19 protein-coding genes are annotated in these 18,937 nt (G+C 53.9%); 7 read left to right on the top strand and 12 right to left on the bottom strand.

Features of this window, described 5'->3' with window-relative positions:
• Positions 1-72: 72 nt before the first annotated feature.
• The 5 genes from livF to GN242_RS01280 all read right to left on the bottom strand — a co-directional run bounded on the left by livF (position 73) and on the right by GN242_RS01280 (position 5,017).
• Positions 73-786, bottom strand: a complete 714-nt coding sequence (gene livF / locus GN242_RS01300) for a high-affinity branched-chain amino acid ABC transporter ATP-binding protein LivF (protein ID WP_154754341.1) — start codon at positions 784-786, stop codon at positions 73-75.
• Position 787: 1 nt separating this feature from the next.
• Complete coding sequence (gene livG, locus GN242_RS01295; RefSeq protein ID WP_154754340.1) at positions 788-1,555, bottom strand: high-affinity branched-chain amino acid ABC transporter ATP-binding protein LivG; 768 nt, start codon at positions 1,553-1,555, stop codon at positions 788-790.
• Positions 1,552-2,826, bottom strand: coding sequence for a high-affinity branched-chain amino acid ABC transporter permease LivM (locus tag GN242_RS01290; protein WP_154754339.1), 1,275 nt, complete (start codon positions 2,824-2,826; stop codon positions 1,552-1,554). Before GN242_RS01290 ends, livG begins: the two co-directional genes overlap by 4 nt.
• Complete coding sequence (gene livH / locus GN242_RS01285; protein WP_154754338.1) at positions 2,823-3,749, bottom strand: high-affinity branched-chain amino acid ABC transporter permease LivH; 927 nt, start codon at positions 3,747-3,749, stop codon at positions 2,823-2,825. The genes GN242_RS01290 and livH overlap by 4 nt, the downstream gene beginning before the upstream one ends.
• Positions 3,750-3,901: 152 nt before the next feature.
• Entirely contained in the window at positions 3,902-5,017 is a 1,116-nt protein-coding gene (locus GN242_RS01280) for a branched-chain amino acid ABC transporter substrate-binding protein (RefSeq protein WP_156286803.1), read from the bottom strand.
• A 390-nt stretch (positions 5,018-5,407) separates the two neighbouring features.
• On the opposite strand from GN242_RS01280, the gene panM reads away from it, so the two are divergent.
• Positions 5,408-5,800, top strand: a complete 393-nt coding sequence (gene panM, locus GN242_RS01275; RefSeq protein WP_156286802.1) for an aspartate 1-decarboxylase autocleavage activator PanM — start codon at positions 5,408-5,410, stop codon at positions 5,798-5,800.
• Between the two features lie 73 nt (positions 5,801-5,873).
• On the opposite strand, the gene GN242_RS01270 is transcribed toward panM, so the two are convergent.
• The 5 genes from GN242_RS01270 to ftsY all read right to left on the bottom strand — a co-directional run bounded on the left by GN242_RS01270 (position 5,874) and on the right by ftsY (position 12,105).
• Positions 5,874-7,154, bottom strand: coding sequence for an aminotransferase class I/II-fold pyridoxal phosphate-dependent enzyme (locus tag GN242_RS01270; RefSeq protein ID WP_156286801.1), 1,281 nt, complete (start codon positions 7,152-7,154; stop codon positions 5,874-5,876).
• Between the two features lie 444 nt (positions 7,155-7,598).
• Positions 7,599-8,453, bottom strand: coding sequence for an RNA polymerase sigma factor RpoH (rpoH, locus tag GN242_RS01265; protein ID WP_154754334.1), 855 nt, complete (start codon positions 8,451-8,453; stop codon positions 7,599-7,601).
• A 294-nt stretch (positions 8,454-8,747) separates the two neighbouring features.
• Positions 8,748-9,740 carry a permease-like cell division protein FtsX gene (gene ftsX / locus GN242_RS01260; protein ID WP_156286800.1) on the bottom strand — a complete coding sequence of 331 codons (993 nt, stop codon included), beginning with the start codon at positions 9,738-9,740 and terminating at the stop codon, positions 8,748-8,750.
• The gene (ftsE, locus tag GN242_RS01255; RefSeq protein ID WP_154754333.1) at positions 9,730-10,398 is read right to left on the bottom strand and encodes a cell division ATP-binding protein FtsE; all 669 of its coding nucleotides are present in this window, start codon (positions 10,396-10,398) and stop codon (positions 9,730-9,732) included. Before ftsE ends, ftsX begins: the two co-directional genes overlap by 11 nt.
• 6 nt (positions 10,399-10,404) lie before the next feature.
• The gene (gene ftsY, locus GN242_RS01250; RefSeq protein ID WP_156286799.1) at positions 10,405-12,105 is read right to left on the bottom strand and encodes a signal recognition particle-docking protein FtsY; all 1,701 of its coding nucleotides are present in this window, start codon (positions 12,103-12,105) and stop codon (positions 10,405-10,407) included.
• Between the two features lie 174 nt (positions 12,106-12,279).
• Between ftsY and rsmD the strand changes: the two genes are divergently transcribed.
• Together rsmD and GN242_RS01240 are read left to right on the top strand one after the other, a co-directional pair.
• A complete protein-coding gene (gene rsmD, locus GN242_RS01245) occupies positions 12,280-12,885 on the top strand; it encodes a 16S rRNA (guanine(966)-N(2))-methyltransferase (RefSeq protein WP_154754331.1) in 606 nt (201 codons plus the stop codon).
• Positions 12,875-13,144 (top strand): DUF1145 family protein, encoded by a 270-nt coding sequence (locus tag GN242_RS01240; protein ID WP_154754330.1) that lies wholly within the window; start codon positions 12,875-12,877, stop codon positions 13,142-13,144. The genes rsmD and GN242_RS01240 overlap by 11 nt, the downstream gene beginning before the upstream one ends.
• Before the next feature lie 64 nt (positions 13,145-13,208).
• On the opposite strand, the gene GN242_RS01235 is transcribed toward GN242_RS01240, so the two are convergent.
• Complete coding sequence (locus tag GN242_RS01235; protein ID WP_154754329.1) at positions 13,209-13,574, bottom strand: DUF2500 domain-containing protein; 366 nt, start codon at positions 13,572-13,574, stop codon at positions 13,209-13,211.
• 154 nt (positions 13,575-13,728) lie between these two features.
• On the opposite strand from GN242_RS01235, the gene GN242_RS01230 reads away from it, so the two are divergent.
• A complete protein-coding gene (locus GN242_RS01230; protein WP_154754328.1) occupies positions 13,729-14,355 on the top strand; it encodes a lysoplasmalogenase in 627 nt (208 codons plus the stop codon).
• A gap of 92 nt (positions 14,356-14,447) precedes the next feature.
• Positions 14,448-16,715: a zinc/cadmium/mercury/lead-transporting ATPase gene (locus GN242_RS01225; RefSeq protein WP_154754327.1), complete on the top strand. Its 2,268-nt coding sequence runs from the start codon at positions 14,448-14,450 to the stop codon at positions 16,713-16,715.
• Positions 16,716-16,819: 104 nt separating this feature from the next.
• On the opposite strand, the gene tusA is transcribed toward GN242_RS01225, so the two are convergent.
• Positions 16,820-17,065 (bottom strand): sulfurtransferase TusA, encoded by a 246-nt coding sequence (gene tusA, locus GN242_RS01220; protein WP_154754326.1) that lies wholly within the window; start codon positions 17,063-17,065, stop codon positions 16,820-16,822.
• 206 nt (positions 17,066-17,271) lie between these two features.
• Between tusA and GN242_RS01215 the strand changes: the two genes are divergently transcribed.
• Both GN242_RS01215 and GN242_RS01210 read left to right on the top strand, forming a co-directional pair.
• Positions 17,272-17,937, top strand: coding sequence for a 7-cyano-7-deazaguanine/7-aminomethyl-7-deazaguanine transporter (locus tag GN242_RS01215; protein ID WP_156286798.1), 666 nt, complete (start codon positions 17,272-17,274; stop codon positions 17,935-17,937).
• Between the two features lie 206 nt (positions 17,938-18,143).
• On the top strand, positions 18,144-18,704 hold the full coding sequence (locus GN242_RS01210; protein ID WP_154754324.1) for a DcrB family lipoprotein: 561 nt from the start codon (positions 18,144-18,146) through the stop codon (positions 18,702-18,704).
• Positions 18,705-18,937 lie beyond the last annotated feature (233 nt).

Below are 18,937 nucleotides of genomic sequence, written 5' to 3'. Positions count from 1 at the left end.
ACAACATGGATAGCGGACGAAGCATGCCTCACACGGGGAAGTTCGTAGGGGCGGGCAAGCCCGCCCCGGATATTAACCGCCTAAATACGCGCTTCTGACGGCTTCATTGGCCAGCAAAGCATCACCGGTATCTTCCAGCACCACATGACCGTTTTCGAGCACATAGCCACGGTCAGCAAGCTTCAGCGCCTGGTTAGCATTCTGCTCGACGAGGAAAATCGTCATACCTTCCTGACGCAGCTGCTCGATGGTGTCGAAAATCTGCTGGATAATGATCGGGGCCAGGCCCAGGGATGGCTCATCCAGCAGCAGCAGGCGCGGCTGGCTCATCAGTGCACGACCAATAGCCAGCATCTGCTGCTCACCGCCTGACATGGTGCCTGCACGCTGCACACGGCGCTCATACAGGCGCGGAAACAGCTCATACACCCGCTTGATACGCTGCTGATACTGCTGACGCTCGGCAAAGAAACCGCCCATCGCCAGATTCTCATCCACCGTCATGCGCGAAAAGACGCGACGCCCTTCCGGTACAATGGCAATCGCTTCACGCATAATACGCGCCGTCTGCCAGTCGGTGATCTCTTTACCGTCGAAGATCACCGACCCGGAGGTCGCTCGTGGCTCACCGCACAGCGTACCGAGAATAGTAGTTTTACCTGCGCCATTAGCACCGATCAGGGTAACAATCTCACCCTGATTGATATGCAGACTGACGTTATGCAGCGCCTGGATTTTACCGTAATGCGCGCTGATGTTATTCAGGGAAAGCATTGCCTGACTCATATTATGCCTCCCCCAGGTAGGCGCGGATCACGTCCGGATTATTGCGGATCTCGTCCGGCGTACCGTTAGCCAGCGGTGTCCCCTGGTTAACCACGTAGATGCGGTCAGAAATACCCATCACCAGTTTCATATCATGTTCAATCAGCAGTACCGAGACGTTGTGCTGGTTGCGCAGTTCGGCAATCAGCTCATCCAGCTCATGGGTTTCTTTCGGGTTCAGACCGGCCGCCGGTTCATCCAGCATCAGAATTTCCGGGCGCGTCACCATACAGCGGGCAATCTCAAGACGGCGCTGCTGCCCGTAGGCAAGGTTACCAGCCTGACGATTAGCCAGTTCCAGTAATCCTACGCGATCCAGCCAGGAGGCGGCGCGATCGAGCGCTTCACTCTCTGCTTTGCGGAAAGCCGGGGTTTTCAGCAGGCCAGAAAATACGCCGCTTTTCAGGTGCTGATGTTGAGCAACCAGCAGGTTTTCAATGACCGTCATTTCACGGAACAGACGCACGTGCTGGAAGGTACGCACAATGCCCATCCGCGCAATCTTCTGCCCGGGAAGACCCGCCAGCTGCTTATCACCCAGCTTGATAGAGCCGCCGGTTGGACGATAGAAACCGGTCAGACAGTTAAATACCGTGGTTTTACCGGCACCGTTCGGGCCGATCAGTGAAACAATCTCCTGCGGGTGCAGCTCCAGTTCAACATTGTTGACGGCCAGCAGGCCGCCGAAGCGCATCATCAGGCCATTGACGGCTAACAAAGGCTGAGTCATGCCTGATCTCCTTTTTCCGCATTTTTCAACTTCAGATGCGGGCGCTTCATCGGCAACAGCCCCTGCGGACGCCAGATCATCATCAATACCATTAAGCCGCCGAGAACCAGCATGCTGTACTCGTTCAGATCGCGCATCAGCTCCCGTGATACCACCAGCAGGATAGCCGCCAGAATCACCGCAAACTGCGAGCCCATCCCGCCCAATACCACAATCGCCAGCACAAATGCCGACTCGGCAAACGTGAAGGATTCCGGGCTGACAAAGCCCTGACGGGCTGCAAACAGGCTACCGGCGAACCCGGCAAAAGCGGCGCTGATGGTGAACGCCGTCAGTTTGATACGCGTCGGGCTGAGGCCCAGCGAGCGGCAGGCAATCTCATCTTCACGCAGCGCTTCCCAGGCACGACCCAGCGGCATACGCAGCAGGCGGTTGATAACAAACAGCGTAATCACTACCAGCAGCAGCGCCACCATATACAGGAAGATAATGCGATCGCTTGGATCGTATTTCAGGCCAAAGAAGTTATGGAAGGTATCCCATCCACCGTCGCGCACGCTGCGGTTAAATTCCAGACCAAAGAAGGAGGGTTTCGGGATCTGGCTGATGCCATTCGGGCCGCCGGTAATTTCGGTGTTATTCAGCAGCAGGATACGCACGATCTCGCCAAAGCCGAGAGTCACAATCGCCAGATAGTCACCGCGCAGACGCAGCACCGGGAAGCCGAGCAGCAGGCCAAATGCCGCCGCCACCAGACCTGCCAGCGGCAGACTCTGCCAGAAGCCCAGTCCGTAATAGTGGTTAAGCAGCGCAAAGGTATAGGCACCGATGGCATAGAAACCGCCATACCCCAGCACCAGCAGGCCCGACAGCCCCACCACCACGTTAAGGCCAAGGCCCAGCATGACGTAAATCAGCGTCAGGGTGGCAATATCCACCGTGCCGCGTGACACCAGGAACGGCCACACGGCTGCCGCAACGATCAGCACCAGCAGAAACAGCTTTTGCTTCACGGTAGAGCCATCAATGCCCGGTAATACCAGCGACGGGCCGGAGACTTTTTTCAGGCCACTCTGCAACAGCGGGCGCAGCAGCTGGAACAGAAACACCACGCCACAGCCCAGAGCTATCCAGTTCCAGCGCACTTCTCCGGCGTTATGCACCACCAGATGAGTTCCGTCAAGATTGAGGCGCATCCCCATAAAGAATGCCGCCAGAACCAGCAGCATCAGCGCCGAGACAATGGCGTTAAGCAGGTTGAGCTTCTTCATACTTTCTCAACCTCCGGACGGCCAAGGATGCCGGTAGGCATCACCAGCAGCACCACAATCAACAGGGCAAATGACACCACGTCTTTGTATTCAGTACTGAGATAGGCCGAGGTCAGCGCCTCTGCAATCCCCAGAATCAGGCCACCGAGCATCGCGCCAGGAATACTACCGATGCCACCCAGCACCGCTGCGGTGAAGGCTTTCATTCCGGCCATAAAGCCGATGTAGGGGTTGATCACGCCGTAGAACTGGCCCAGCAGCACGCCAGCTACCGCCGCCATTGCCGCACCAATCACAAAGGTCAGGGAGATCACACGGTCGGTATTAATGCCCAGCAGGCTGGCCATTTTCAAGTCTTCCGCACAGGCGCGGCAGGCGCGACCCATACGTGAATAGCGAATAAACAGCGTCAGCGCCAGCATTGAGAGGAACGTTACGCCCCAGATCACCATCTGCATGGTGGAAATAGTCGCGGCGAAGCCATTGCTTTCACCCAGCGTCCACTGACCCGTTACCAGACTTGGCAGCGCGAGATCGCGCGAGCCCTGGGTCAGGCTGACGTAGTTTTGCAGGAAGATTGACATGCCGATCGCCGAAATCAGCGCGATCAGACGTTTCGAGGAGCGCACCGGCCGGTAGGCAACGCGCTCAATGCTCCAGCCGTAGCAGGAAGCGATGACCACTGCCACAACAAAGCCAGAGCCAATCAGCAGCCAGCTGACATCAATACCCACCATCATCAGCGCAGCGATGACGATAAACGAGACGTAGCTGCCGATCATATACACTTCGCCGTGGGCAAAGTTAATCATGCCGATAATGCCGTACACCATGGTGTAACCGATGGCGATCAGCGCATAGGTACTGCCCAACGTGACGCCGTTGAACATTTGTTGCAGGAAGTAGAGAAACTGCTCGGACATACCTTAATACCTTACGAATCCACCTACAGCAGAACCAGGTGGATGAAAACGACAAAGGGCCGGGCATGCCCGGCCCCTACGGAGATAAGTGAGCCAGCCCACCGATCACCGTTATTCCGTAGGAGCCAGGCACCCCTGGCCCGCAGCCTGCATCATTTAACAGCGGTTGAAGAGCCGTCAGCGTGCCATGTGAAAATGCCAAACTCGAAGCCTTTCAGATCGCCCTTCTCATCCCAGTTCAGGTCGCCCATTACGGTTGGTACCGCTGCGCCTTCCTTCAGATTTTTCACGATAGCTTCAGGTTCTTCGCTCTTGCTGCGCTCCATACCGGCAGTCAGTGACTGTAATGCGGCATAGGTTGTCCAGACAAACGGGCCTGTAGAGTCGAGTTTCTTCGCTTTCAGCGCGTCAACAACAGGTTTGTTGGCAGGCACCTGATCGTAACGTTTAGGCAGTGTTACCAGCATCCCTTCAGATGCCGTACCCGCGATGTTAGACAGTGAGGAGTTACCCACACCTTCCGGGCCCATAAACTTGGTTTTCAGACCGGCAGCACGAGCCTGGCGTAAGATCTGGCCCATCTCAGGGTAGTAACCACCGAAATAAACGAAATCGACGTTTTCTTTCTTCAGGCGGGCAACCAGCGTAGAGAAGTCTTTATCTCCGGCGGTCACACCTTCAAACAGCACCACGTTACCGCCAGATTTTTTCAGGCTCTCCTGCACGGAACGCGCCAGGCCTTCGCCATACTGCTGCTTGTCATGAACCACGGCGATACGCTGCGGTTTGATCTCACTCAGAATATATTTTGCTGCGGTAGGGCCCTGGTCGGAATCCAGGCCGGTAGTACGCATAATCAGTTTGTAGCCACGGGTAGTCAGGTCTGGAGCGGTGGCTGCCGGGGTGATCATCAGCACGCCTTCATCTTCATAAATATCTGACGCTGGCTGAGTAGATGATGAGCACAGGTGGCCAATCACATAACGGATACCGTCGTTGATCACTTTGTTGGCCACGGCCACCGCCTGCTTAGGATCGCAGGCATCATCATATTCAACGCCAACCAGTTTATTGCCGTTTACGCCGCCTTTAGCATTGATATCAGCAATCGCCTGCTTGGCACCGGTGAACTCCATATCGCCGTACTGTGCGACCGGGCCGGACATAGCACCAACAATCGCCACTTTGATGTCTTTGGCGATTGCCGCATGACTCATTGCCAGGGCGATACAGCCCGCCAGGAACGCACTACCTTTACTCATTTTCATCCGAACTACCCCATCTGTTGTGGTTGCTATTTTATTATTTGCCGTGGAATCAGCGATAAACGCTTAACTAAGAACGAGTTAGAGTGATTACCGGCAGTTTTTATGAATAAGGCTTTAAATTTCAGGTTATTAAACAGGAATATTCTGCTGTAAATCAACTGACATATCCAGTAAATGGCAGGTACAACAGGACAATCCACTGACATGAACGATGGCGTTTTAGCCAGATTACCAGGGTTTTATGCTGGCCTGGAAACGGTGTAATAATGATTTACTCGGTTAACGACCGAATGTAGCGACAGATCGCCTCGTTTTTGTACAGAAAAACTAACACGTTATAGTATGGTCAACTTCGCTACAATATGCCTTTCTCACGTACGGGTTATTCCGATGAAACTGACTATCATCCGCCTGCAACACCTCTCGCAGCAGGATCGCAGTGATATAAAAAAAATCTGGCCTCAGGCTGATACCGGGACGCTGGAAGCCGATCTTGATGAACAGCACCGGCTCTATGCGGCGCGCTTCAACGAGCGATTGCTGGCGGCTGTCAGAGTAGAGATCAACGCTGATGAAGGACGCATGTCATTGCTGGAAGTGCGTGAAGTGACACGCAGGCGGGGTGTGGGGCTTTACCTGGTGGAGGAGGTGCTGGCACAAAATCCTGATACGCAGCGCTGGACGATTGCCCAGGACGGCACATCTTCTGCTGATGTGATAGCCGCCTTTATGCAGGCGGCCGGGTTTACTCATCAAGAGGGGGAGTGGTCGAAACATAATTAAACTACTGCCTGCCGCGCGCCAGCCAAACGTATGCCTGTTTTAGAGGTGGCGTGACCGCCTCTGTGATCTGCGGTTAAATCACACCGACCGTTTTTCCGGCGCAGGCAATCGCATCAATGCAGTAATCCAGCTCTTTATAGGTGAGGCTGGAACAAAGATTGATCCTGATTCTCGCCCGTGACTTCGCCACGGCAGGATAACCCACAGGATTGACATACACGCCCTTTTCAAACAGCAGACGAGTCATTTCAAATACTTTATCTTCGTCGCGACCTAATATTGGAATGATACTGCTTTCTGTATTTAAAAGATCGAAACCTAGATTTCGCAACTTATCAGAAAAATAATATGTTTTTTCTTCCAGAATTCTGGATATTTCAGGATTACTTTCCAGAATTTTTATTGCTTCTATAACAGAGGCTGATACCGCAGGCGGGATAGATGCAGAGAATATATAAGGATTGGCAGCAGCCCTGAGTATATTTGCTGTTTCGCTATTGGTTGCAATAAAACCACCAATACCAGGCAGACCTTTACTCATACTTCCAATTATAATATCTATCTTTTCAGTGACGCCCAGCTTCTCACATACGCCTTTGCCAAATGGGCCGACATGTCCGGTGCCATGAGCATCATCAACGATAATTTTTACACCGTAGCGCTCACAAAGTTCAACGATTCCAACTAATGGAGCAAAATTTCCATCCATGCTAAAAACACCATCAGTCACAAGGAACTTCCTTGTCACATGACGATAGTTTTTAAGTGTTGTTTCAATACTTTTTAATGAGCAGTGTCGATAAGGAATGACCTTTGCACCACTCAATTTTAATCCATCGACAATGGACTGATGATTGAGCATATCCGTCAGGACAATATCCCCCGCCTGACAGAGCGTTCCCAGCACCGCCAGGTTGGCAGCATAGCCAGAAGAGACGGTGATAGCTTCTTCCATTCCCAGAAAATCCGCGAGGCGTTTTTCAAGCTCAATATGTAAATCATTAGTACCATTCAGAAGCCTGACACCGCTTGACGTCGTTCCATATTTTTTTATGGCATCAATGGATGCATTGATAATTTCAGGGTGTCCATTAAGGCCAGAATAATTATAAGACCCCAGATGGAGAACCTGTTTTTTTTCAGCGGGTGATTCTGTACTATAACGACTGAGGCTAACTTCCGCAGAAGTAGTAGCAGGCGAATGAAACTCTCTTTCAATAAGATCCATTTTCCCATTACGAACAAATTCTTCAATTCTGGCGCTGACAGCGGTTAAGTAATCATTTTTATAGCTTACTTTCTCTTTTTTAAAACCCGCGTCTTCTTGAACAGTAATAATTTCATCAACCATCATATCTTCCTTAACTGCACAATAAACCTGTCAAATTAAAATGCAGGCATCGTTTCTCAGCCATCTATCCTTGAGGAGTAGTATTATCCTCGCCAGAAATAATGCACTATTAAAAAACATAATTATGAAGCATTAAGAATTTAGCACAATATTTCACCACAATGGTGAATTAATGCTTTAAAAGGATCTTTTCGTAAAAAACCTAACGGGAAATTAAGAATAAAATGAATTAAATTAAAAATAGCGGTAAGAAATGCAGAATAAATATAGGGAATATATTAGTGATAAAAACAAGGCAGAAACTAAAAGGCCTGGGTTCGGTAATGTACCGAACCCAGGCCAGGATAGTCGCCTGAGATAAACCGTCCAACTTATGGGGCAAGATTCACCCGGGAACGGTTTCTTGTGCAGGAGCCGCAGAAGTGCCAACTCCAACACCAGATGCTATCAGGCTTCAATCGCCAGACGCAGTTTCTTCATCGCGTTCTTCTCAAGCTGACGTACACGTTCAGCTGAAACGCCGTACTGGTTGGCCAGCTCCTGCAACGTGGTTTTGTTGTCATCGTCCAGCCAGCGAGCGCGGATAATATGCTGACTACGTTCATCCAGCCCCTGCATCGCATCACTCAGCTTATCCGCCGCGTGATCGTCCCAGTTATCTTCCTCAATGCCGTTAGCAAAGTCAGAAGATTTGTCTTGCAGGTAGAGCATCGGCGCCATTGAACGCCCTTCACCTTCGTCATCCGGCGTTGGGTCAAAGGTCATATCCTGCGCTGCCATGCGTGATTCCATTTCCAGCACGTCTTTACTGCTGACGCCCAGTTCACGCGCCACCATTTCAACCTCTTCCTGGTTAAACCAGCCTAAACGCTGCTTGGCTTTGCGCAGGTTAAAGAACAGCTTACGCTGCGCTTTAGTGGTGGCAACCTTCACGATACGCCAGTTACGCAGGACGTATTCGTGGATTTCGGCTTTGATCCAGTGCACAGCAAAGGAGACCAGGCGCACACCCACTTCCGGGTTAAAACGGCGCACAGCTTTCATCAGGCCGATGTTACCTTCCTGAATCAGGTCAGCCTGCGGCAGGCCGTAACCAGAGTAGTTACGAGCAACATGAACGACAAAGCGCAGGTGAGACAGGATCAGCGTTTTAGCTGCTTCCAGATCGCCCTGGTAATGCAGCTGTTCAGCCAACGCTTTTTCCTCTTCTGCCGTCAGCATAGGCCAGGCATTAGCTGCCCGGATATATGCATCCAGGTTGCCTAAAGGAGCAATAGCTAAAGTTTGCATTTCTTTGGTCATTCAAATCCTCTCTGTGTTAAGCGTGGTGACAGCGCCAATCCATGACGCGCTGACTACACTACGCGAATTGCCAGCAAAGATCGAAAGCAATCTGTGCGAAGCTATGAGATCAAAATCCACCTACTACGACACAAAATTTATCCGCGAGTTCCATCAAAATTGCGGATATTTTGCACACAGCAGCGCGCATGAGAAGAACAGAATCGCAGGGGGAAGTGACAGGTTGATGAACTTCCTCTGCGGTAAACTCTCACGCAGCAGAGGAAGATTATATCAAAAAAACGTGTAAAGGGGTTACTGCGGAGTAAATCGGCGTAAATGTTGTACCGTTGCCAGCCAGGCGGCAACCCAGCCGATCATCGCGGCAATTAGCAGCAGCAGCAGGCTTTCATCCCATGCCAACCCGTGCAGACCAAATGTGGTGCCAAACACGGCAGCAACCTGCGTCACAACCGACTCCAGACGCAGCACCAGGACTTCCGACAGCACCAGCGAAAGCAGCGCACCACAGAAGCCCAGCAGTGCCCCTCCGTAAAGGAAGGGACGCAGAATAAAGCCATCGGTGGCACCAATCAGCTTTTGTACATTGATGGTGTCGCGCCGGGCAAAGATGCTGAGGCGTACGCTGTTACCAATCACCAGGAACACCGCCACAATCATCAGAATGCCAATCATTGCCGCAACCTGCCCCACCAGCCCGGTCAGCGCCGCCAGGCGGGCAAACCAGCTGTCATCCATCTTCACTTCATCAATGCCCTGCACTTTCGACACGCGTTCACGCAGGTTGTCCATGGTCCCTGAATTCTGGAAATTGAGTTTCGGCGTGATTATCGCTACCGCTGGCAGCGGGTTCTGCTCCAGCATATCCATGGCACCGCCAAAGCCGGACCAGTTACGGAATTCACCCAGCGCCTCTTCACGCGACAGATAGTTAACTTTGTCGACGCCCTCTTCTTTTTTCAGCTGCGCGACTACATTTTCGGCTGCATCATCATCCAGCGTTTTGCTGAGATAAACCGTCAGCTGCGGCGCGGGATACCACTGATCCGCCGCCTGGCTGACGTTTTTCCACACCATATAGCAGACGCTTGGCAAGGTCAGAGAGATAGCGATCACCATCACCGTCAGCAGGGTTGCCAGCGGCTGACGCCACATATCAGAGAGCGAGCCATGCATGGCATAACGCCACTGCTCCTGCCATCCCCCTTTCAGCGCTTTGCTTTTCGATGGCATTTTCTGCTTCACCGCTTTGGCAGCAGCCGGACGGGGATTACGTTTATTGGCCACGATGACCTCCGTGCAGACGTCCCTGGTTTAGCGTCATCAGCCGATAGTTCCGGCTGCTAATCAGCCCCATATCATGGGTCGCCATCAGCACGGTGACGCCCACGCGGTTAAACTCTTCAAACAGGCGCAGAATATCTTCTGACAGCGCCTCATCGAGGTTCCCGGTTGGCTCATCCGCCAGCAGCACCGCAGGTTTATTCACTACCGCACGGGCAATTCCCACGCGCTGTTGTTCACCGCCGGACAGCTGTATCGGAAAACTTTTTGCTTTGTCGAGCAGGCCGACTTTATCCAGCGCAGCTGAAACGCGACGGCGAATATCCTCACCGCTGGCACCGCTGATAATCAGCGGGATCGCCACGTTGTCATACACCGAGCGATCCATCAGCAAATGGTGATCCTGGAAGATCATCCCGATCTGACGGCGCAGAAACGGGACTTCCCGGCTTTTCAGACGGCTGATGTCGTGACCGCCAAACCAGATGTGCCCGGCACTCGGGCGCTCAATGCCACAGATCAGCTTCAGCAAGGTACTTTTCCCCGCCCCGGAATGTCCGGTCAGAAACGCCATTTCGCCAGGACGCAGATGGAAATCTGCCCCCTGTAGCGCTTGCCGACCGCCGAGATAAGCCTTACTGACTTCTTCAAAGCGAATCATCCTAATTTAGTCCTCTCGGGCAAAAAGTGCCTCTATGAAATCGTCAGCCTTAAACGACCGTAAATCTTCAATACCTTCACCAACGCCGATATAGCGAATCGGAATGTTGAACTGATCCGCCACCGAGAAGATCACCCCACCTTTTGCCGTACCGTCCAGTTTGGTCAGGGTAATCCCGGTGAGGCCAACGGCCTCGTGGAACAGTTTAGTCTGGCTGATCGCATTCTGGCCGGTGCTGGCATCAATCGTCAGCATCACCTCATGCGGCGCCTGGTCGTCGAGTTTCTTCATTACGCGGGTGATTTTTTTCAGCTCTTCCATCAGATGCGATTTGTTCTGTAAACGCCCGGCCGTATCGGCGATCAGCACATCAACATGGCGCGCCTTTGCTGCCTGGATAGCGTCAAAAATCACCGAGGCGGAATCTGCGCCGGTATGCTGCGCCACCACCGGGATATTATTGCGCTCACCCCACACCTGTAACTGCTCAACAGCAGCGGCACGGAAGGTATCCCCTGCGGCCAGCATCACTGATTTGCCTTCTGCCTGGAACTGTCGTGCCAGCTTGCCGATGGTGGTGGTTTTACCCACGCCATTAACACCCACCATCAGAATAACAAACGGGGTTTTACCACTGACATCCAGCGGTGATTCAACCTTAGCAAGAATTTCCGCCATTTCGCTTTTCAGCAAACCGTACAGCGCTTCAGCATCACGTAACTGCTTACGGCTGGCGTGTGCCGTCAGGCTGGCGATAATGCGGCGCGTGGTATCCACGCCAACGTCGGCTATCAACAGCTGCTCTTCCAGCTCTTCAAACAGATCGTCGTCAATTTTTTTGCCCCGGAACAGGCCAATAAAGCCGGATCCAAGATTTTCACGGGTTTTGACCAGGCTGCGTTTCAGGCGAGCAAAGAACCCTTCTTTGCTGGGGCGCACCTGCTCAACTACCTGCTGTGGTTCTTCTTCAACCATTTCAGCGGCCAGTGCAGCGGCTTCCAGCTCTGCTTCAGCTTCAGCACGGGCGACAGCTTCGGCTTCAGCGCGGGCGGCAGCTTCGGCTTCAGCGCGGGCGGCAGCTTCGGCTTCAGCGCGGGCGGCAGCTTCGGCTTCGGCGCGGGCGGCAGCTTCGGCTTCGGCGCGGGCGGCAGCTTCGGATTCAGCGCGGGCAGCAGCTTCGGCTTCAGCGCGGGCAGCAGCTTCGGCTTCAGCGCGGGCAGCAGCTTCGGCTTCGGCACGGGCGGCAGCTTCGGCTTCGGCACGGGCGGCAGCTTCGGCTTCGGCACGGGCGACAGCTTCGGCTTCAGCGCGGGCAGCAGCTTCGGCTTCGGCACGGGCGGCAGCTTCGGCTTCGGCACGGGCGGCAGCTTCGGCTTCGGCGCGGGTGGCAGCTTCGGATTCAGCGCGGGCGGCAGCTTCGGCTTCAGCGCGGGCAGCAGCTTCGGCTTCGGCACGGGCGGCAGCTTCGGCTTCAGCGCGGGCGGCAGCTTCGGCTTCAGCACGGGCGGCAGCTTCGGCTTCGGCACGGGCGGCAGCCTCGGCTTCATGATTATTTTGCGGTGCAGGCTCAGTGACTGGTGTCGTTTCCGCAGGCGTATCAGCAGAGGGCTGCGGTGGTAACGTTTCTTTTATTTCTTCCTGTGGTGTCTGTTCTTCACGCCCCAGACCAAGCCAGGAAAAAAAGCCACGTTTTTTATTCTTTGCCATGGTGCAACCACACTCCTCGCGGGAAAACTGTTCCGTTTCCGGTACGAAAATTAATCTGTTAATTAATTTATTAGTCTAACACTTTCTACAGAGCGCATCACAGCACCCTTTTTACGTTTCCTCCACCCCGTTAGCCCGTTAAACTATGCAACAAATTATTAAGAGTTCAGCAAGATGAATAAGAAACCCCGCAGCGGCGCAGCCGGGCAAATACGTATTATTGGTGGGCAATGGCGCGGCCGTAAGCTGCCGGTTCCTGACAGCGCGGGCCTGCGCCCGACCACTGACCGGGTGCGCGAAACCCTGTTCAACTGGCTGGCGGCTGATATTCAGCAGGCAAAATGCCTCGACTGCTTTGCAGGCAGCGGCGCACTTGGTCTGGAGGCGCTGTCGCGCCATGCTGCCAGCGCCACACTGCTGGAGCTGGAACGCCCGGTTGCTCAACAGCTGGAAAAAAATCTTGCTACTCTGGGAGCAAAAGGCGGGCGCGTGGTGAACACCAATACCCTGCAATTTCTGGCGCAGAAAGGAGATGAGCATCAGCTGGTATTTATTGACCCACCATTTCGTAAGGGGCTGCTGGAACAAACCGCCAGCTTACTGGAGAGTAATGGCTGGCTGAGTGATGGCGCACTGGTGTATGTTGAAAGTGAAGTGGAGCACGGCATCCCCCCCGTTCCGGTAAACTGGCAGCTGCACCGTGAAAAAATCGCAGGCCAGGTGGCTTATCGCCTCTATATCCGTCACAGCACTGATAAGGAGATTTCCGATGCTGATTAATGCAGGCCGAGTGCTGATGCTGTTTGTCTGGGCATTTTTGCTACTAAATGTGATCCAGCCATTTCCAAAACCGCTGACTTACTTTGTAAACGTCGCCCTGTTTTTCATGGTAATCATGCATGGTTTACAGCTGGTGCTGATGCGCACCACCCAGCCAAAAGGCGCGGAAAAACTCAGCGGCCTGATGCAGGTCAAAATATTCTTTTTCGGTGTTTTTGAGCTTCTGGCCTGGCAAAAGAAGAACTTTCCTAAGCAGTAACGGGCTATTTCGCTTAACTTGCCCTGCCGTCTTATGCCGGAAAATCCCGCTTTCCGGCATCGCATCATGACGAAGCGGCCCCCTCGGGCACAAAGCTGATAAAGCGCGTTCCTTTTATCTTCAACTCGCCTTTGCTGCCCTTATCCATCTGATGATAGTCCCCGGCGTTCAGCTCCAGCTTAAAGTCACCCGCATTGTTTAACGGATGGAACCATGCTTCATAGCGCATATCTTCCACCGGAATATGTTCGCGCTGGCGTGAACGACGGTTCGGGGCGAGGTATTCCCGCTTTGATTTGACTTCGACGATCAGGGTACGTACCGGCGAGGCATCATTCACCGCCACCTCACGCCGCTGTTTAATAAACTGGCGGGTAGCAAGGATGGCAATCACAGCCAGTACGATAAAAAAGATCAGAGGGGGCTTCATATTTTCTTCATCCTCCCGGAGGTAACAAAGTGAGAGTGTGCATCGAGTGCGCAACAGGATACAACCGGAGACCTCTCATTGTCACATTGCCCCCCCTTATCCTAGACTGGGGATGAGGTTGCATCATTTTAATCTATACAGGGACAATCTATCTATGATCTGGTCTTTCCTTGCAGTTCTTTTCTCCGGCTGGCTGTATGTCGATGCATCCTATCGCGGTCCGCAGTGGCAACGCTGGGTGTTTAAACCGGTTACTATGCTTCTGCTGCTGGCCTGGGCATGGCAGGCTCCGGTGCTGAAAACCACAGACTACCTGATTCTGCTGGGTGTGCTGGCAACGCTGGTTGGCGATGCACTGACGCTGCTGCCCAATAAACGTATGCTGTACGCCATCGGTGCCTTTTTCCTGTCGCACCTGCTCTATACCCTCTATTTCGCCAGCGAGATGACGCTGAGTATATTCTGGCCTGTTCCTCTGATGCTGTTAATTATCGGAGCCGTCGTGATAGCTACGGTCTGGAACCGGCTGGAGGAGCTACGCTGGCCTGTCAGCACCTTTTTCGGTATGGCGTTGCTAATGGTGTGGCTGGCGACAGAGCGCTACTTTGTGCTGCCGACCGATGAAACACTGACCCTGATGGTCGGCGCTATGCTGCTGTTGCTGGGTAATATTGTCTGGCTGGTCAGCCATTATCGCCACCGTTTCCGCGCTGACAGTGCAATTATCGCTGCCTGTTATTTTGGTGGCCACTTTATGATCGTACGCGCTTTGTGGCTCTAATCGGCACTAACGCTTGACTCTGGAGTCCACTCCAGAGTGTAAGATAAGTATCGGCGGGCAGCTGTGTCCGCCAATACTCGTCAGGAGGCGTTATGCATCAACACTCTTCATGCAGCTGTGGTCACCACCACGCCAGTAAGCCACACGGATGTAGCATTCACCCACGTCCTGTCATTCAAAAAATCACTTCTATCAGCGCCGTCAGCGTTGAAGCGCCCTGCTGTGAAGAGAGTACCTGCTGTTCGGGGCCAGATCCCGATGATGAGGCCGACAGGGGCACAGGTGCAGTAAGCTTCAGCTGGCAGATCGCCGGAATGGATTGTCCGAGCTGCGCACGCAAGGTCGAAACCGCCGTCAAAAAACTCCCTGAAGTCAGCCAGGCGCGCGTGATATTTTCCAGCGAAAAACTGCTGGTCGATGCCAGTAGCGATATACGTAATGAGATAGAGCAGGCGGTAGTCCTTGCAGGTTTCCAGCTGCGTCGTAGTGACGCCCCCGCCCCCGCAAAAGCCGGGAAGAGTTTCTGGCAGGAGAATCTCAGCCTGATCGTACTGGCAGTGATGATGGCTGCAAGCTGGCTGCTGAACAGTATGAATCATCCGGCCGGCACCCTGGCATTTACTCTGACGACGCTGTTTGGCGTCTGGCCAATTGGCCGCAGTGCGCTGCGTCTGATGCGCAGCGGATCGCCGTTCAGCATTGAGACCCTGATGACCGTCGCCGCGCTTGGCGCGCTGTTTATTGGTGCCACTGCCGAAGCGGCAATGGTGCTGTTGCTGTTTATGCTGGGAGAGCGGCTGGAGTCATTTGCTGCCGGACGTGCGCGTAAAGGGGTGACGGCCCTGATGGCGCTAAAGCCGGACACCGCACTGCGCCTGCGATCGGGCCAGCGTGAGAGCGTGGCGGTCAACGATCTGCGCCCCGGTGATGTCATTGAGGTAGCCGCTGGTTCCCGTCTTCCCACCGATGCCAGGCTGCTCTCTGCATTCGCCAGTTTTGATGAGAGCGCCCTTACCGGAGAGTCGGTACCGGTTGAGCGCCAGAAAAATGAGACCATTGCCGCAGGCTGCCTGAGCGTCGATCGACTGGTACAGCTTGAAGTGGTGTCTGAACCCGGTAAAAGCGCCATCGACCGTATTCTTCACCTGATTGAAGAAGCCGAAGAGCGGCGCGCACCGATCGAACGCTTCCTCGACCGTTTCAGCCGAATCTATACGCCGGCAATCATCGCGCTGGCGCTGGCAGTCGTGCTGGTGCCACCGCTGCTGCTGGGGGCTGAATGGCAGCCGTGGATCTATAAAGGCTTAACGCTGCTGCTGATCGGTTGCCCTTGCGCGCTGGTCATCTCTACTCCGGCGGCGATCACGTCCGGTCTGGCCGCTGCGGCACGACACGGTGCCCTGATAAAAGGCGGTGCTGCGCTGGAAAGTCTGGGCAGCGTGCGCACAGTGGCCTTTGATAAAACCGGCACCCTGACCGAGGGCAAACCCCAGGTTACCGCTATCCTGCCGCTGGCCGGGATGGATGAAAACCAGCTACTGGCAAATGCTGCCGCGATTGAACAGGGTTCCTCCCATCCGCTGGCTTTGGCTATTGTTGCAGCGGCCACCACGCGCGAGCTACAGCTGCCCCCGACCGACTCACAGCGGGCGCTGGCGGGCAGCGGTGTGGAAGCAAAGGTTAGTGGACGCTTACTGACTATCAGTTCACCGTCAAAACTGCCAGGTGACCTGCTGGCTCCGGAACGTGAACGAGTGGAAAAACTGGAAAGTGCGGGCAATACCGTGGTGCTGATGCATGACGGCCAGCAGCTGATGGGGATCATAGCACTGCGCGATACGCTGCGAGCCGATGCCAGAGCGGCACTGGATGAACTGAAAGCACTGGGTATTCAGTCGGTTATGCTGACAGGCGATAATCCGCGTGCGGCCGCATCCATCGCCTCAGAGCTGAATATTGACTATCGCGCAGGCCTGCTGCCGGAAGATAAAGTGGCAGCCATTAGCGAGCTTAACCAGCAGCATCCAGTGGCGATGGTGGGTGACGGAATTAATGATGCCCCGGCCATGAAGGCGGCCACCATCGGTATTGCAATGGGCAGCGGGAGCGATGTTGCGCTGGAAACTGCCGATGCGGCGCTGACCCATAACCGCCTTAACGGGCTGGCGACGATGATTCGACTGTCGCGCGCCACCCACGCCAATATCCGCCAGAACGTGGCGCTGGCGCTGGGGCTGAAAGGGATCTTCCTGGTGACCACGCTATTGGGTATTACCGGGCTATGGCTGGCAGTGCTTGCAGATTCAGGCGCTACAGCGTTAGTAACTGCTAATGCACTGCGGCTGCTGCGGAAGAAATAATCCGGGCGAGGCATGCCTCGCCCCTACGGATATGGGCTGGTTGTGCAATTAAAACCGAAGCCAGCATTCCGGTTGCGTAGGGTCGGGCATGCCCGGCCCGCTGCTTACATCCCTTTCTTCAGCAAAAACTTAAACGGCATCACATCGGTGTTTTGTGCCACCAGCGTATGTTCCATAAAACGGCAAAAACCGGGGATATCACGCGTGGTGGCCGGGTCGTCGGCGATGATCAACAGGGTTTCACCCTCCTGCATATGGCGCACGGTCTTGCGCACCATCATAACCGGTTCCGGGCAACGCAGGCCGAGCGCATCAAGGGTCTGGTCGGGATTGGCGAAAAGGTCGCTCATAAGATTCTCAGTAATTGTAGGGCGGACGCCGTCTATTTTAGCGCCGGTGGTTGCACGTGCAAGGATTGCCTGCAACGATAACGTTTGCGCTAAAATTAACCATTGCATTAGCAGGTCAAAACGGTAATATGCGCCGAATTCGCCTGGGCGAAATAGACACAAATATTCATGGGTTCCCTCACCCCAATCTAAAAAGGCTTACAATCATGATCGCTTTTTCTACGCGTCAGCGCACCCATGCGCTGGTCTGGCTCTCCCTTTTCCATCTGCTGGTGATCACCTCCAGTAACTACCTGGTGCAGCTGCCGGTAGCATTTTTTGGCCTGCATACCACCTGGGGCGCGTTCAGCTTCCCGTTTATCTTCCTGGCAACTGACCTGACCGTGCGTATTTTTGGTGCCCCGCTGGCACGACGCATTATCCTGGCAGTTATGATCCCTGCGCTGTTTATCTCCTATGCTATCTCTGCGCTGTTCTATCAGGGCGAATGGCAGGGCTTCGCGGCGCTGGAACAGATGAATCTGTTTGTTGCCCGCATCGCCTGTGCCAGCTTTATGGCCTATGCGCTCGGCCAGATCCTCGATATCCACGTGTTCAACCGCCTGCGCCAGAAAGCAGCCTGGTGGATGGCTCCGGCAGCAGCGATGTTTCTCGGTAATATCAGCGATACGCTGGCCTTCTTCTTTATCGCCTTCTATAAAAGCCCGGATCCGTTTATGGCGAGCCACTGGGTTGAGATCGCTATGGTCGATTACAGCTTTAAGGTGCTCATCTGTATGGTGTTCTTCCTGCCTGCGTATGGCGTACTGCTGAATGCAGCGTTAAAGCGTTTAGCAGAGAAATCCAATAGCGCACGGGTTAACTTCGGTTAAGCTGCATTTAATCGCCCTGCCCGGTCATTCGAATTGCCGCAAGGCTGCAAGCCCTGAAGCATCGGTAACGATGTAGCCGGGGGTTGCAGCACCAGCCATCGCGGCTGCTGCTTAAAGTAAGACGGGTAAGAAGTTGCTTTTAGCCGCTGAATACGTTTGTATGAATGCCTTAAAACGCCACGCGAACAATGTGAAAAGGGACCCTGATGCGTAATTTACTGAAATATGCCGGAATCGCTGTACTGGTAGCCGGGCTGGCTGCCTGTGATGGCAAAAAAGATGAAAAAGCCGCCGCCGACGACAATGGCGTCAGCAGCAGCCAGTCCAGCCAGAATGTCACTCTGATGGATGGCAAACTGAGTTTCACCCTGCCGGCAGGTATGTCTGATAAGAGCGGTAAGCTCGGCACCCAGGCAAACAATATGCACGTCTATGCGGATGAGTCAGGCCAGAAAGCCATCATCGTGATTGATGGTGAAAGCACTAACGAAGGGCTGGACGTTCTGGCTAACCGCCTGGAAGCACAGCAGCGTAATCGCGATGCTCAACTTCAGGTGGTGACCAACAAAGCGATTACCGTCAAAGGCCAGCAGCTACAGCAGCTGGACACCGTGATCTCTGCCAATAATCAATCTTCCTGGTCTTCTGTGGTTCTGGGCAAAGTAGATGGCAAGCTAATGACCTTGCAGATCACGCTGCCAGCTGACAATCAGCAGCAGGCGCAGACCGAAGCAGAAAGCATTATCAATACCCTCCAGCTGAAGTAATCTGGCGGCATAAAAAAGCCCCCCGGGCGCTCTGGCGCGGGGGGCTTTTTTTATTGGCTGACCCGTCCTGAATAGCGTTGACACGTTTCCGACTTAAATCCGGAGAACGTGATAATGGCCGGGTTTAAACGCACGGATACGCTAGTGTAAGCCGGGGAGGATATCTGTGGAATGAGGCACGCACTGGTTATATTTTTTATAACTTTCCGGCGTGTCTCAGGCCACTAAATCAT

The sequence above is a fragment of the Erwinia sorbitola genome, assembly GCF_009738185.1.
Lineage (GTDB): Bacteria > Pseudomonadota > Gammaproteobacteria > Enterobacterales > Enterobacteriaceae > Erwinia > Erwinia sorbitola.
Note: the sequence above shows the minus strand (reverse complement) of the source record. Positions and strands in the feature narration are given on the sequence as shown.